This is a genomic window from Zobellella denitrificans, from assembly GCF_002237365.1.
Classification (GTDB): Bacteria; Pseudomonadota; Gammaproteobacteria; order Enterobacterales; family Aeromonadaceae; genus Oceanimonas; species Oceanimonas denitrificans.
The window spans coordinates 1-14,426 of sequence record NZ_NMUO01000100.1 but is presented as its reverse complement, the minus strand read 5'-3'; the positions used below and the strand labels follow the sequence as shown (position 1 = coordinate 14,426).

Below are 14,426 nucleotides of genomic sequence, written 5' to 3'. Positions count from 1 at the left end.
CCTCACCCCTCACCCCTCACCCCTCACCACAATACGACCTTGGTCGAAATGTGCGCAACCTCCCCTTTTGTTGTTTTTGTCGACAATTTATGTTTCATCTTGCTAATAACCTGCTATTTTTTAGTTATGTAAAACTGAAATGTCGACAACATTATGTCCGTACTCAGTGAAGATCTGACTCCCCGCTTGGTGGAAGCCGTGATCAGCGGCGAACTGACCCCCGGCACCAAGCTGTCCGAGCCCGAGCTGGCCCGCCGTTACGCGGTGGGGCGGGGTTCGGTGCGCGAGGCCCTGTTGCGGCTGGAAGGGCTCGGCCTGGTGGAGCGGCTGCCGCGCCAGGGCGCCCGGGTGGTGCAACTCACCGCCGAGGGGCTGACCGAGCTGTTCGCGGTGCGCGAGGCGCTCGAGGGCATGGCCTGCCGCCTGGCCGCCGCCGCCATTACCCGGGAAGAGGCCGAGTCCCTCACCCGGCTGCTGGACGAGCACCAGAAATTTGTCGACAGCCAGGAAGTCTACCTGCGCCAGCAGGGGGAGGAGGACTTCCACTACCTGCTGTTCAAGGCCAGCCACAACCAGATGCTGGTCGGCCTGTTGTGCGATGAGCTGTACCAGCTGCTGCGCATGTACCGCCATCGTCTTTCTTACCGTCACTCCGACCCCCGGCTCGCCCTGCGGGAGCATCGCCAGATCCTGGACGCCGTGCTCCAGGGCGACGGCGAGCTGGCCGAGCTGTTGATGCGTCGCCACGTGGCCCGCAGCCGCAACCATTTGCTGGCCCAATTCCAGGAGGAAATGCAATGAAGCAGAGTTTGTTCGACGCCATGGCGTCATCCCGGCCGCTGGCCATCGTCGGCGCCGTCAACGCCTACAGCGCCATGCAGGCGGAGCAGGCCGGGCACCGGGCCCTGTACCTGTCGGGGGCCGGCGTGGCCAATGCCTCCTTCGGCCTGCCGGATCTGGGCATCACCAGCCTCAACGACGTGCTGGAGGACGCCCGCCGCATCACCGCCGCCAGCCCCCTGCCGCTGCTGGTGGACGTGGACACCGGCTTCGGCGGCGCCTTCAACATCGCCCGTACCGTGAAGGAGATGGAGCGGGCCGGGGTGGCCGCCATCCATATCGAGGATCAGGTGGCGCAGAAGCGCTGCGGCCACCGGCCCAACAAGGCCATCGTGTCCCGGGCGGAGATGGTGGACCGCGTCAAGGCGGCGGTGGACGCCCGCACCGACAGCCGTTTCGCCATCATGGCCCGCACCGACGCCCTGGCGGTGGAGGGCATGGACAGCGCCGTGGAGCGGGCCCTGGCCTGCGTGGAGGCGGGCGCCGACCTGATCTTCCCCGAGGCGATGGAGAGCCTGGAGCAGTACCGCGCCTTCTGCGACGCCGTGGGCGTGCCGGTGCTGGCCAACATCACCGAGTTCGGCAAGACACCGCTGTTCAGCCAGCAGGAGCTGGCCGGCGCCGGGGTGGCCATGGTGCTTTATCCGCTGTCGGCCTTCCGCGCCATGAGCCGGGCCGCCGAGACCGTTTACCGCCACATCCTGCAGGACGGTCACCAGCGCGAGGCGGTGGCACTGATGCAGCCCCGGGAAGAGCTGTACCGGACCCTGGGCTACCACGACTATGAAGCCAAACTGGATGCACTGTTCGCACAAGGAGGAAACCATGACTAACACCGAAGGACTGCGCGGCCAGAGCGCCGGCCAGACCGCCCTCTGTACCGTGGGCAAGACCGGCTCCGGCCTGACCTACCGGGGCTTTGATATCGAGGATCTGGCCGCCAAGGCCCAGTTCGAGGAAGTGGCCTTCCTGCTGCTCAAGGGCTACCTGCCCAACACCGGCGAGCTTTCCGCCTTCAAGGCCCGGCTGCGCGCCAACCGGGGCCTGCCGGCGGCGCTGCGCACCGTGCTCGAGCAGATCCCCGCCTCGGCCCACCCTATGGACGTGCTGCGCACCGGCTGCTCCCTGCTCGGCAATCTGGAAACCGAACACAAGTTCAGCGAGCAGCAGGAGGCGGCGGAGCGGTTGCTGGCGCTCTTGCCCTCGATGATCTGCTACTGGTACCGCTACGCCCACGACGGCGTGCGCATCGACACCGCCCTGGACGACGACAGCATCGGCGGCCACTTCCTGCACATGCTGCGCGGCAACACCCCGCCGGAGCTGGACGTCAAGGTGATGCACTGCTCGCTGATTTTGTATGCCGAGCACGAGTTCAACGCCTCCACCTTCGCCGCCCGGGTGTGCGCCTCCACCCTCACCGATCTGCACTCGGCGGTGACCGCCGCCATCGGCACCCTGCGCGGCCCATTGCACGGCGGCGCCAACGAGGCGGCCATGGCGATGATCGAGCAGTGGAGCGGCCCGGACGAGGCCGAGCGCGAGCTGCTGGCCATGCTGGCGCGCAAGGACAAGGTGATGGGCTTCGGCCACGCCGTGTACAAGGAAAAGGACCCGCGCAACGCCATCATCAAGCCCTGGGCCAAGCAACTGGGCCAGGCGGTGGGCGACCGGGTGCTCTACCCGGTGTCCGAGCGGGTGGAGGAGGTGATGTGGCGGGAGAAAAAGCTGTTCGCCAACGCCGACTTCTACCACGCCAGCGCCTATCACTTTATGGGCATTCCCACCAAGCTGTTCACCCCCATCTTCGTGCTGAGCAGGGTCACCGGCTGGACCGCCCACATCATGGAGCAGCGCGCCCATAACCGCATCATCCGCCCCAGCGCCGACTACGTGGGCCCGGGCCACCAGCAGTGGGTGCCGATAGCGCAGCGCTGAAGCTGGAAGCTGGACGTGGAGTGTCATCCCCGCGAAGGCGGGGATCCAGGGCCCTGAAAAGCACACCCAGGCTCCGGTGCAAGGCCAGGCGGGCGGGCCGCCCGCGCCCCAGCCGGCCGTAGGGTCGACTTCAGTCGACCGATGGATTCATGGGCCAAAGCTGGCCGTAGGGTCGACTTCAGTCGACCACCCATTGACGGAACAATCATTCAGACCAACCAAGGAACACCAAGATGAGCGCCAATTTCGACCTGAACCAAAGACCCGATCCCGATCAGCTGCTGGTCACCATCGCCGACTATGTGGCCAACACCGAGATCGACTCCGCCGAGGCCTACGACACCGCCCGCAACTGCCTGATCGACACCCTGGGTTGTGGCCTGCTGGCACTGCGTTTTCCCGAGTGCACCAAGCACCTGGGGCCAATCGTACCCGGCACCACGGTGCAACACGGCGCCCGGGTGCCCGGCACCTCCCACGAGCTGGATCCGGTGACCGCCGCCTTCAACATCGGCTGCATCATCCGCTGGCTCGACTTCAACGACACCTGGCTCGCCGCCGAGTGGGGCCATCCCTCCGACAACCTGGGCGGCATCCTGGCCACCGCCGACTACCTGAGCCGGGTGGCGGTGGCCCAGGGCAAGGCGCCGCTCACCATGCGCGAGGTGCTCACCGCCATGATCAAGGCCCACGAGATCCAGGGCGTGCTGGCGCTGGAAAACAGCTTCAACCGGGTGGGGCTGGATCACGTGCTGCTGGTGCGGGTGGCCTCCACCGCCGTGGTCACCAAAATGCTCGGCGGCAGCCGGGAGCAGATCATCGACGCCCTGTCCCAGGCCTGGGTCGACGGCTGCTCGCTGCGCACCTACCGCCACGCCCCCAACGCCGGCTCGCGCAAGTCCTGGGCGGCGGGGGACGCCACCGCCCGGGCGGTACGCCTGGCCATGATCACTATGAAGGGGGAGATGGGCCTGCCCTCGGTGCTGACCGCACCCAAATGGGGCTATTACGACGTGCTGTTCAAGGGTGAAAGCTTCAAGGTCAAGCAGCCCTTCGCCAGCTACGTGATGGAAAACGTGCTGTTCAAGATCAGCTTTCCCGCCGAGTTCCACGCCCAGACCGCGGTGGAGTGCGCGGTGCGCCTGCACGACCAGGTGAAGGACCGCATCGGTGACATCGACCGCATCGTGGTGACCACCCACGAGTCCGCCATCCGCATCATCTCCAAGGTGGGGGATCTGGCCAACCCGGCGGACCGGGATCACTGCCTGCAGTACATGATTGCCGTGCCCCTGCTGTACGGCGACCTGGTGGCCGAGCACTACGAGGACGACTTCCACCGGGGCGACAGCCGGATCGACGCCCTGCGCGACAAGATGGAGATAGTGGAAGAGCCGCGCTACAGCGCCGAGTACCTGGAGGCCGACAAGCGCGCCATCGCCAACGCCATCCAGGTGTTCTTCAAGGACGGCACCAGCACCGACAAGGTGGAGGTGGAATACCCCATCGGGCACCGCCGCCGCCGGGCCGAGGGCATCCCGGTGCTGGAGCGCAAGTTCCTGCGCAACCTGCAGACCCGTTTCCCCCAGGGCCGCTGCCGGCAGATAGTGGATCTCTGCCTGGATCAGCAACGGTTGGAGGCCACCCCGGTACAGGAGTTTATGGAGCTGTTTGTGATCAACTAGGAAGGAGTGGTTGACCTACGGGATCCGCCGGGTGTGTTGTAGGGTCCACTTCAGTGGACCTGCCACCCACGGCGCCGGCTTTGGTCGACTGAAGTCGACCCTACTCAGCCGTCGGGCCCATTGCAATGGGCCCTTGGGGCGCGGGCGGCCCGCCCGCATGAAAGCGGCAAGACTCGGCCCCGAATACGAAACAACAATCCACCGCCGGTCCAGGGGAGGGGCCGGCGCCACCTTGCTTACAGGAGGACATCGATGTCTACCTACCGGCACTACCACGACGCGGCGCGACAGCAACCGGAACGGTTCTGGCGCGAGCAGGCGGAAAAGCTCGACTGGTTCCGCTTTCCCCAGACCATACTGGCCAAGGACGGCAACGGCATCGACCGCTGGTTCGTCGACGGCGAGCTCAATCTCTGCCATATGGCGCTCGATCATCATATCGAGGCCGGGCGCGGCGGCGACACCGCCCTTATCTACGACTCGCCGGTCACCGGCCAGAAGGCCCGTTACAGCTATCTTTCATTGCGCAACGAGGTGGCCAAGGTCGCCGGCATGCTGGCCGGGCTGGGGGTGGGCAAGGGCGATCGGGTGGTCATCTACATGCCGATGATCCCCGAGGCCGCCATGGCCATGCTGGCCTGCGCCCGGCTGGGGGCGGTGCACTCGGTGGTGTTCGGCGGCTTCGCCGCCCACGAGCTGGCGGTGCGCATCGAGGACGCCGAGCCCAGGGTGCTGCTCACCGCCTCCTGCGGCATCGAGGTGAACAAGGTCATTCCCTACAAGCCCCTGGTCGACAAGGCGGTGATGGACAGCCGCTGGAAGCCGGAGCAGGTGGTGGTGCTGCAACGGCCCCAATGCGAGGCGGTGCTTGCCGAAGAGCGGGATTTGGACTGGCAGGCCCTGCTCGCCCGGGCCGAGCCGCACCCTTGCGTGCCCGTGCCCGCCACGGATCCGCTTTATATCCTCTACACCTCGGGCACCACCGGCAAGCCCAAGGGAGTGGTGCGCGACACCGGCGGCTACGCCGTGGCGCTTCACTTCAGCATGGCGGCGGTGTTCGATCTCAAGCCCGGCGAGGTGATGTTTACCGCCTCGGACGTGGGCTGGGTGGTGGGCCATTCCTATATCGTCTATGGCCCCTTGATCAGGGGTTGCACCAGCATTCTCTACGAGGGCAAGCCGGTGAAAACCCCGGATCCGGGCGCCTTCTGGCGGCTGTGCGACGAATACGAGGTGAGCGTGCTGTTCTCGGCGCCCACCGCCTTTCGTGCCATCAAGAAGGAAGATCCCGCCGGCGAGGGTGTGCGGCGTTACCCCATGGCAAGGCTGCGCCATATCTACATGGCCGGCGAGCGGCTGGATCCGCCCACCCTGGAGTGGGTGATGACGCATACCGGCCGGCCGGTGACCGACAACTGGTGGCAGACCGAAACCGGCTGGCCCATCGCTGCCAACCCCATCGGCCTGGAGCCCCATGCCATCAAACCGGGCTCCGCCACCCTGCCGGTGCCGGGCTTCAATGTCGAGGTGCTGGACGAGGCGGGCCAGCCGGTGCCGGCCAACACCCAGGGCTTTATCGCCCTGCGCGAGCCCCTGCCGCCCGGCTGCCTGACCACCATCTGGCGCAACCACGACCGCTACCGCGCGGGCTATCTCAGCACCTTTCCCGGCTACTATGTGTCCGGCGACGGCGGTTACCTGGACGAAGACGGCTACCTGTTCGTGATGGGGCGGGTGGACGACGTTATCAACGTGGCCGGCCACCGGCTCTCCACCGGCGAGATGGAAGAGGTGCTGGCCGGCCACCCGGCGGTGGCGGAATGCGCCGTGGTGGGGGTGCAGGACGAGCTCAAGGGCCAGCAGCCCCTGGGGCTGGTGGTGCTCAAGGACGGGGTGAATACTCCGCCCGGGCAAATCGTCGAGGAGCTGATCGCCCTGGTGCGTGAGCGCATCGGTCCGCTGGCCTGCTTCAAGACCGCCCTGGTGGTCGGCCGCCTGCCCAAGACCCGCTCCGGCAAGATACTGCGCCGGATCATACGCCAGATGGCCGACGGCGAACCCTGGGCCCTGCCTTCCACCATAGAGGATCCCGCCAGCCTGGAGGATATCGCCCGGGTATTGCAGGAACGTGGATAAAGCACTGATTAGTCTGTTACTTTTCTGGTTTTCCCGTGCGAGCTGTCGCCATGGTATGAGGGCCGCCCGCACCCCTGGGGCGCGGGCGGCCCGCCCGCAGGGGGGTTATACCGTGGTTTTGGGGTGGCTTGAGGGCACGAGAGTTGCCGCTGCGCGGCAATGCAGGCGAGCCGCCTGCGCTCCATCCCCGTCTTTTCATTAGTGTATTTCAACGTTCATCTCTTCCTCCCCAGCCAGATCCGTTCGCCGTCCCGTCCCTCCATAGCGTGACAAGGATCACAAATATATATCGATAACAAAAAGCTTGGTTTATTGTTAACGATTTATTGGTTAACTTGTTTACGTAAATTTAATTTCATTGTTCACATTTAACCATGGCCGGCAACATCGCCGGCACGGCAGTTACACAGGGAGAGGCCAATGGCGGTACATGAAATGAACAACCCCGAGCTGATGCCGTCCACCGACAAGGACAGGGACATCAACATCTGGGACTTCACCATGCTCTGGGCGGGCATGACCATCAACATGGGGGCCTTCACCATGGGTGCCCAGCTCTATCCGGGCCTGTCGCCCTGGACCATCATCGGCGCCATCCTGGCGGCCTACGCCATCGTCACCAGCATACTGATCCTGGCCGGCGACATCGGCATCCGCTACGGCATCCCCTTCACCGTCTATATCCGCTCCTGCTTCGGCTACAAGGGCGCCAAGATCCCCGCCGCCTTCCGCGCCATTCCCGCCTGCTTCTGGTTCGGCTTCCAGACCTGGGTGGCGGCGGTGGCCATCGGCAAGGTGCTGGAGATGTGGGTTGGCTATACCAACACCACCATCCTCATCCTGATCTTCGGGGTGTTGCAGGTGGTGAACGCCGTCTACGGCATGAAGGCCATGGCCAAGTTCGACTGGGTGGCGATCCCGGCGCTGACCATCCTTATCGGCCTGGTCACCTTCTGGCTGCTGCAGACCAACAACGCCACCATCGGCGACGTGCTGGCCGCGCCCTCGCTGGACAACGGCTCCTTCTGGTTCGCGGTGATGGCCATCGCCGGCATCTGGATCACCATGGGCCTGAACAGCCCGGATCTCACCCGCAAGCTGGAGCGCTCGCGCGATCATTCCAGCAAGAACTTCTTTATCCGCAACCGCAAGCCCTTTATCGCCCAGCTCACCGGCCTTATCGTGATCGGCTCCGGCATCCTGATGGTGGGCATGATCGGCGGCATCCTCACCGGCACCTGGGATCCCATCGAAATCGTGCTCAACTCCATGAGCTCGCCCATCGTGCTGATCCTGAGCATGCTGACCATCGCCTTCGCCCAGTGGTCCACCAATACCGCCGCCAACCTGATGCCCTCGGCCTATATCCTGATGAACGTCTTCCCCCGGCTGAACTTCGCCCAGGGCGTGGCCATCTCCGGCGTTATCGGTCTGCTGATGATGCCCTGGGTGTTCGCCGACAACCTGCTGTGGTTCAGCGTCATCACCTCCGGCCTGCTCGGTCCGGTGGCGGGCATCATGCTGGCCGACTTCTACCTGCTGCGCCGTGGCCAACTGAACGTTAACGATTTCTACGATCCCAAGGGCCCCTTCGTCTACCAGAACAACTACAACCTGCGGGCCTTCCTGGTGTACGGGGTGTCTTTCCTGTGCAGCCTGGTGTTTATCAACTTGGCCTTCTTCGTCGGACTGGTGATCAGCGTGGTGGGCTACACCCTGCTGATGAAGCCCATCGCCAAACCTGCCGGCGAGGTGGTACTGCAAACCGAGTCCTGAGTTTTTAAAGCGTTAATCGTGCCTTGGCCCCTCGCGGGGCCTTTTTTTCTGGTACGGACTCGAGTTGCACCAATATGGATCCGCTGCACGGCGGTGTGCACCACTTTGGTGATGGAGACTCGCTCAAGCGGGATAGTGGCGCCGTCCATTCTTGATGAATAAGTTTAACTTTTTGATTTAATTATAATTTAAATAATTGGCACGAATTCTGTTAAGGCTTGTGTACAGAATCTTCGACCCCGATGTGTCCATATGATCCAGCTTCAAGCACAAGCCCCGCAAGCCGGCCCCGGTTACGGTCAGGCGCGTAGCTGGCCGGCTCACCTGCGCCTGCGGCTGGAAGCCGACCCGTTTCCGGCCGGGGGCAAGACCCTTCCCGAGGGCAAGGCCTCCGAAGGGGGCAAGACCCGGCTCAAGGGGCTGGACTTTGCCGGCCCCCTGCGCATCCAGCGGCCCTTCTATCCGGAAGGGGGCACCTGCCACCTTTACCTGCTGCATCCCCCCGGCGGCCTGGTGTCCGGCGATCGGCTGGCCATCGAGGTGGCCGCCGAGCCCGGCAGCCAGGTGCTGCTGACCACCCCCTCGGCGGGCAAGATCTACGGCCGCGACAGCGCCGGCGTGGCCCAGGGCCAGCAGGTGTGGCTGCGCGCCGGCGAGGGCGCCGAACTGGAATGGCTGCCCCAGGAGACCATCGTTTACCGGGGCGCCAACGGCGTGCTCGACACCAAAGTCGAGCTGGCCGAAGGCGCCCGTTTTATCGGCTGGGACCTGGTCTGCCTGGGCCGCCCGGCCGGCGAGCACTGGTTTGAGCAGGGCCACCTGACCCAGCGCCTGCAACTGCACCGGGGCGGCCGGCTGCTGTTCAACGAGCGCCTCAGCCTCGAGGGCGGCGACTGGCTGCACCGGGGCCGGGTGGGGCTGAACGGCGGCTGCGTATTCGGCACCCTGATGGCGGCGGGGCCCGGGCTGGATGACGCCCTGATCGGCGAGCTGCGCGAGGCCCTGCCGGGCCCCGATTTCACCCTGACCGAACGCCTGGGCGTGTTGCTGGTGCGCTATTTGGGCACTGATATGAACAACTGCCGCGACGGCATGTGGCGGGCCTGGGGGCTGATCCGTCCCGCCGTGCTCGGCCGGCCCGCCGTTATCCCCCGGATCTGGCTCACCTAGGAGAGACCCCAAAAATGGAACTCAGTCCAAGAGAAAAGGACAAGCTGCTGTTGTTTACCGCCGCCCTACTGGCCGAGCGCCGGCTGGCGCGCGGCCTTAAACTCAACTACCCGGAGGCGGTGGCCTACCTGTCGGCGGCGGTGATGGAAGGCGCCCGCGACGGCCGCACCGTGGCCGAGCTGATGGGCGAGGGCCGCACCTGGCTCGGCCGCGACCAGGTGATGGAAGGCGTGGCCGAACTGGTGCAGGAAGTACAGGTGGAAGCCACCTTTCCCGACGGCACCAAGCTGGTGACCCTGCACCAACCCATTCAATAAGGAGGCGCCATGATACCGGGCGAATACCAGCTGGCCGAAGGCGACATCGTCCTCAATGAAGGCCGGCAGCGGCGCACCCTGAGCGTGGCCAACACGGGCGACAGGCCCATCCAGGTGGGCTCCCACTACCACTTTGCCGAGGTCAACCCGGCGCTCGTTCTGGACAGATCCCAGGCGCTCGGCTTTCGCCTCGATATCGCCGCCGGCACCGCGGTGCGCTTCGAGCCGGGCCAGAGCCGCACCGTGACCCTGGTGGCCCTGGGCGGCAAGCGGGAAGTCCATGGTTTCCGGGGACAGGTGATGGGCCCCATCGATCAGCAAGGAGGGCAGGATGAGCAAAATTAGCCGGCAGGCCTATGCGGACATGTTTGGCCCCACCCTGGGCGACCGGGTGCGGCTGGCCGACACCGAGCTGTGGATAGAAGTGGAGCAGGACTACACCCGCTACGGCGAGGAAGTGAAATTCGGCGGCGGCAAGGTGATCCGCGACGGCATGGGCCAGAGCCAGGCGGTGCGCGCCGACAGCGTGGACACGGTGATCACCAACGCCCTGATCCTGGATCACTGGGGCATCGTCAAGGCCGACCTGGCCATCAAGGATGGCCGCATCCACGCCATCGGCAAGGCCGGCAACCCGGATATCCAGGACGGGGTCACCATCAACGTGGCGCCCGGCACCGAGGTGATCGCCGGCGAGGGGCTGATCCTCACCGCCGGCGGGGTGGACGCCCATATCCACTATATCTGCCCGCAGCAGGTGGAGGAGGCGATCTGCTCCGGCATCACCACCATGCTCGGCGGCGGCACCGGCCCCGCCACCGGCAGCAAGGCCACCACCTGCACCCCCGGCGCCTGGCATATCGCCCGCATGCTGCAGGCCACCGACCAGATGCCGATGAACTTCGGCTTTCTCGGCAAGGGCAACGCCAGCCGGCCCGAGGCCCTGCGCGAGCAGCTGGAAGCCGGCGCCATGGGGCTCAAGCTGCACGAAGACTGGGGCACCACCCCGGCGGCCATCGACTGCTGCCTGTCGGTGGCGGAGGAATACGACGTGCAGATCGCCATTCACACCGACACCCTCAACGAGTCGGGCTTCGTGGAGGACACCCTGGCCGCCTTCAAGGGCCGCACCATCCACACCTACCACACCGAGGGCGCCGGCGGCGGCCACGCGCCGGACATCCTCACCGCCTGCAGCCTGCCCAACGTGCTGCCCTCGTCCACCAACCCGACCCGGCCCTATACGGTCAACACCGTGGACGAGCACCTGGACATGCTGATGGTATGCCACCACCTGGATCCCAATATCCCGGAAGACGTGGCTTTCGCCGACTCTCGCATCCGCAAGGAAACCATAGCGGCGGAAGACATCCTCCAGGATCTGGGGGTGATCTCGATGATTTCCTCCGACAGCCAGGCCATGGGCCGGGTGGGGGAGGTGGTGTGCCGCACCTGGCAGACCGCCCACAAGATGAAGGTGCAGCGCGGCCTGCTGCCGGAAGACCGGGCGCTTGGGGCCGACAACTTCCGCGCCAAGCGCTACATCGCCAAGTACACCATCAACCCGGCCATCACCCACGGCATCAGCCACGAGGTGGGCTCGGTGGAGGTGGGCAAGCTGGCCGACCTGGTGCTGTGGAGCCCGGCCTTCTTCGGCATCAAGCCGGCGCTGATCCTCAAGGGCGGCAGCATCGCTTACGCCCCCATGGGGGATGCCAACGCCTCCATCCCCACGCCCCAGCCGGTGCACTACAGGCCCATGTTCGGCGCCCAGGGGCGGGCGGCGGCGGCCAGCAGCCTGACCTTTGTCAGCCAGGCGGCGCTGGCGCGGGATCTGGCCAAGGATCTCGGCCTCACGCGACAGCTTGCGGCCTGCCGCAACACCCGCACCATCACCAAGGCCGATCTCGTCCACAACGGCGCCACCCCGGTGCTGACCGTGGACGCCCAGACCTACGAGGTGCGCGCTAACGGCGAACTGCTGCACTGCGAGCCGGCCACTGTGCTGCCCCTGGCCCAGCTGTATGCGTTGTTTTAACCAGGCGACAAGGGCGCCCTCCTGCACTGTAGGGCCGACTTGTGGGCTCGGCTTGTAGGGTCGAATTTATTCGACCGAACCCGGCGCCGGTGTTGGAAAGGTCCATTGAAATGGACCCTACGGCAAAGCCGCCACCTGCGGTATCGGCGTCAAGGCTCGACTTGTGGGCCCGACTCGTAGGGTCGAATTTATTCGACCGAACCCGGCGCCGGTGTTGGAAAGGTCCATTGAAACCGGCCCTACGGAAACAGCCGCTTATACAGAGGAAACGTATGCTGAAAATCACCCAAAACCTGGGCCAGACGGATGAACCGGCACAGGATACCCTGACCCTGCCCTTCGAGCTGCGCCGGAAGGGGCGCTTTCGCGCCGTCAGCGACGCCGGCACCGAGGTGGGGCTCTTCCTCGAGCGCGGCCAGGTGCTGGCCCAGGGCGACAGGCTCAAGAGCGAGTGCGGCCAAGTGTTCGAGGTGGCGGCGAGCCCCGAGCCCATGGTCACCGCCCACGCGGCGGACTGGCCGGGTTTCGCCCGGGCCTGCTATCACCTGGGCAACCGCCACGTCACCCTGGAAATCGGCCCGCTCTGGCTGCGTTTTCCGCCGGATCATGTGCTGGAGCACCTGGCCGAGCACCTGGGCCTGCGGCTGGAGCACGGTGAGGCGCCCTTCAACCCCGAATCCGGCGCCTACCAGGGCCTGGGGGGCCATCACCATCATGATGATCACGGGCACCACCATGACCACTGAGGTGAGGGAACTGCTCGGGCTGCTGCACCTGGCCAGCCCGGCGTTGCCCATCGGCGGTTTCGCCTATTCCTCCGGCCTGGAATCGGCCATCGATCTGGGCTGGGTCGGCGACGAAGACGGCCTGGAGCAGTGGCTGGCCGGTGCCCTGCAGGGGCTGGCGCACCTGGACCTGCCGGTGCTGCTGCGCCTGTACCGGGCCCTGGAGCAGGGAGATAACGACGCGCTGGCGCACTGGAACGATTTTGTGCGCGCCGGCCGCGAAACCCGCGAACTGCTGTTCGAGGACGAACAGCAGGCCCGGGCCCTGGTGCGGCTGCTGAAGGGGCAGGGCGTCGACGTGGCCCGGCTGCCCGCGCCGCCGGCATTGATGAGCGCCTGGGCCCTGGCCGCCCGCAGCTGGGGGCTGAGCGCCGAGGGCGCGGCCCTGGGCTTTGCCTGGAGCTGGCTCGAAAACCAGCTCACCGTGGCCAGCAAGACGCTGCCCCTTGGCCAGACGTCGGCCCAGCGGCTGCTGCTGGCACTCAAGCCGGCATTGGCCGGGGCGCTGGCCCTGGCCGGTGAACTGCACGACGACCAACTGGGGCTGAGCCTGCCCGGCCAGGTGCAGGCCAGTGCCCTGCACGAAACCCAATATTCCCGTTTATTCCGGAGTTGAACCATGAGTACACAATGTTTACGCGTAGGTGTGGGCGGGCCGGTCGGCTCGGGCAAGACGGCGCTGCTGCGCCAGCTGTGCCTGGCCCTGCGGGATCACTATGATCTGGCGGTGGTCACCAACGACATCTATACCAAGGAGGATGCCGAATTCCTGCTGCGCAACGAAGCGCTGGCCGAGGATCGCATCATGGGGGTGGAAACCGGTGGCTGCCCGCACACCGCCATCCGCGAAGACGCCTCCATGAACCTGGCGGCCATCGACACCCTGCAGGAGCGCCACCCCGGCCTCGAACTGGTGCTGGTGGAAAGCGGCGGCGACAACCTCTCCGCCACCTTCAGCCCCGAGCTGTCGGATCTCACCCTCTACGTGATCGACGTCTGCGCCGGCGACAAGATCCCCCGCAAGGGCGGCCCCGGCATCACCAAGTCCGACTTGCTGATCATCAACAAGACCGATCTGGCGCCCATGGTCAACGCCTCCCTGGAGGTGATGGACAGGGACGCCAAACGCATGCGCGGCGAGCGCCCCTTCGTCTTCACCAACCTGATGCGCGGCGACGGCCTGGGCGACATCATCCAGTTTATCCAGCAACAGGGCATGCTGCGCCCGCTGCCCGCCGACTTTGCCATAACAACCACAAAGGAAGGAGCATAACCATGAACAGAGCACTGATAGTCCTGATGACCCTGGCCCCCGCCGCCGCCTTCGCCCACCCGGGCCATGGCGATCACGGCCTGGTGTCCGGCTTTACCCACCCGCTGCTGGGTTGGGATCACCTGCTGGCCATGGTGGCGGTGGGCATGCTGGCGGTGCTGGGCCGGGAGCAGAAAGCCTGGCAATTGCCGCTGGCCTTTGTGGCGGCCATGGTGGTAGGCGCCCTGCTCGGCATCGGCGGCGTCGGCATGGCCGGGGTGGAAACGGGCATTCTCGCCTCGCTGGTGGTGCTGGGCGGCATGTTGGCCGCCGGCGTCACCGGTTTTACCGGCCTGGCCCTGGGGCTGTGCGCCCTGTTCGGCCTGTTCCACGGCAACGCCCATGGCCTGGAGCTGCCGGCCCACGGCTCGGCGCTGGGCTATTTCGCCGGCTTCGTGGCCGCCACCGCCCTGCTGCACGCCGCCGGCT

At 65.8% G+C, this 14,426-nt stretch carries 14 protein-coding genes; all 14 read left to right on the top strand.

All coding sequences use genetic code 11. The features are described 5' to 3' along the window. Positions 1 to 153 precede the first annotated feature (153 nt). A complete protein-coding gene (locus CGX12_RS16540; RefSeq protein WP_094040951.1) occupies positions 154 to 801 on the top strand; it encodes a GntR family transcriptional regulator in 648 nt (215 codons plus the stop codon). Beyond that, a complete protein-coding gene (gene prpB / locus CGX12_RS16535; RefSeq protein ID WP_094040950.1) occupies positions 798 to 1,673 on the top strand; it encodes a methylisocitrate lyase in 876 nt (291 codons plus the stop codon). The genes CGX12_RS16540 and prpB overlap by 4 nt, the downstream gene beginning before the upstream one ends. Next, positions 1,666 to 2,778, top strand: a complete 1,113-nt coding sequence (gene prpC, locus CGX12_RS16530) for a bifunctional 2-methylcitrate synthase/citrate synthase (protein WP_094040949.1) — start codon at positions 1,666 to 1,668, stop codon at positions 2,776 to 2,778. Before prpB ends, prpC begins: the two co-directional genes overlap by 8 nt. A 233-nt stretch (positions 2,779 to 3,011) precedes the next feature. Then, on the top strand, positions 3,012 to 4,463 hold the full coding sequence (locus tag CGX12_RS16525; RefSeq protein WP_094040948.1) for a bifunctional 2-methylcitrate dehydratase/aconitate hydratase: 1,452 nt from the start codon (positions 3,012 to 3,014) through the stop codon (positions 4,461 to 4,463). Positions 4,464 to 4,715: 252 nt separating this feature from the next. Continuing rightward, entirely contained in the window at positions 4,716 to 6,599 is a 1,884-nt protein-coding gene (locus tag CGX12_RS16520) for a propionyl-CoA synthetase (RefSeq protein WP_094040947.1), read from the top strand. Between the two features lie 420 nt (positions 6,600 to 7,019). Further along, complete coding sequence (locus CGX12_RS16515) at positions 7,020 to 8,375, top strand: cytosine permease (RefSeq protein ID WP_094040946.1); 1,356 nt, start codon at positions 7,020 to 7,022, stop codon at positions 8,373 to 8,375. Positions 8,376 to 8,627: 252 nt separating this feature from the next. Then, entirely contained in the window at positions 8,628 to 9,545 is a 918-nt protein-coding gene (locus CGX12_RS16510) for an urease accessory protein UreD (protein WP_094040945.1), read from the top strand. A gap of 14 nt (positions 9,546 to 9,559) precedes the next feature. Continuing rightward, the gene (locus CGX12_RS16505) at positions 9,560 to 9,862 is read left to right on the top strand and encodes an urease subunit gamma (RefSeq protein ID WP_094040944.1); all 303 of its coding nucleotides are present in this window, start codon (positions 9,560 to 9,562) and stop codon (positions 9,860 to 9,862) included. 9 nt (positions 9,863 to 9,871) lie between these two features. Continuing rightward, positions 9,872 to 10,207: an urease subunit beta gene (locus tag CGX12_RS16500; RefSeq protein ID WP_094040943.1), complete on the top strand. Its 336-nt coding sequence runs from the start codon at positions 9,872 to 9,874 to the stop codon at positions 10,205 to 10,207. Next, a complete protein-coding gene (ureC, locus tag CGX12_RS16495; RefSeq protein ID WP_094040942.1) occupies positions 10,194 to 11,900 on the top strand; it encodes an urease subunit alpha in 1,707 nt (568 codons plus the stop codon). Before CGX12_RS16500 ends, ureC begins: the two co-directional genes overlap by 14 nt. A gap of 272 nt (positions 11,901 to 12,172) precedes the next feature. Next, positions 12,173 to 12,646 (top strand): urease accessory protein UreE, encoded by a 474-nt coding sequence (gene ureE / locus CGX12_RS16490; protein WP_094040941.1) that lies wholly within the window; start codon positions 12,173 to 12,175, stop codon positions 12,644 to 12,646. Beyond that, the gene (locus tag CGX12_RS16485) at positions 12,636 to 13,301 is read left to right on the top strand and encodes an urease accessory protein UreF (protein WP_094040952.1); all 666 of its coding nucleotides are present in this window, start codon (positions 12,636 to 12,638) and stop codon (positions 13,299 to 13,301) included. Before ureE ends, CGX12_RS16485 begins: the two co-directional genes overlap by 11 nt. A gap of 3 nt (positions 13,302 to 13,304) precedes the next feature. After that, positions 13,305 to 13,958 carry an urease accessory protein UreG gene (gene ureG / locus CGX12_RS16480; protein WP_094040940.1) on the top strand — a complete coding sequence of 218 codons (654 nt, stop codon included), beginning with the start codon at positions 13,305 to 13,307 and terminating at the stop codon, positions 13,956 to 13,958. Between the two features lie 2 nt (positions 13,959 to 13,960). Next, the coding region (locus CGX12_RS16475; RefSeq protein WP_094040939.1) for a HupE/UreJ family protein at positions 13,961 to 14,426 on the top strand (466 nt) is incomplete at its 3' end.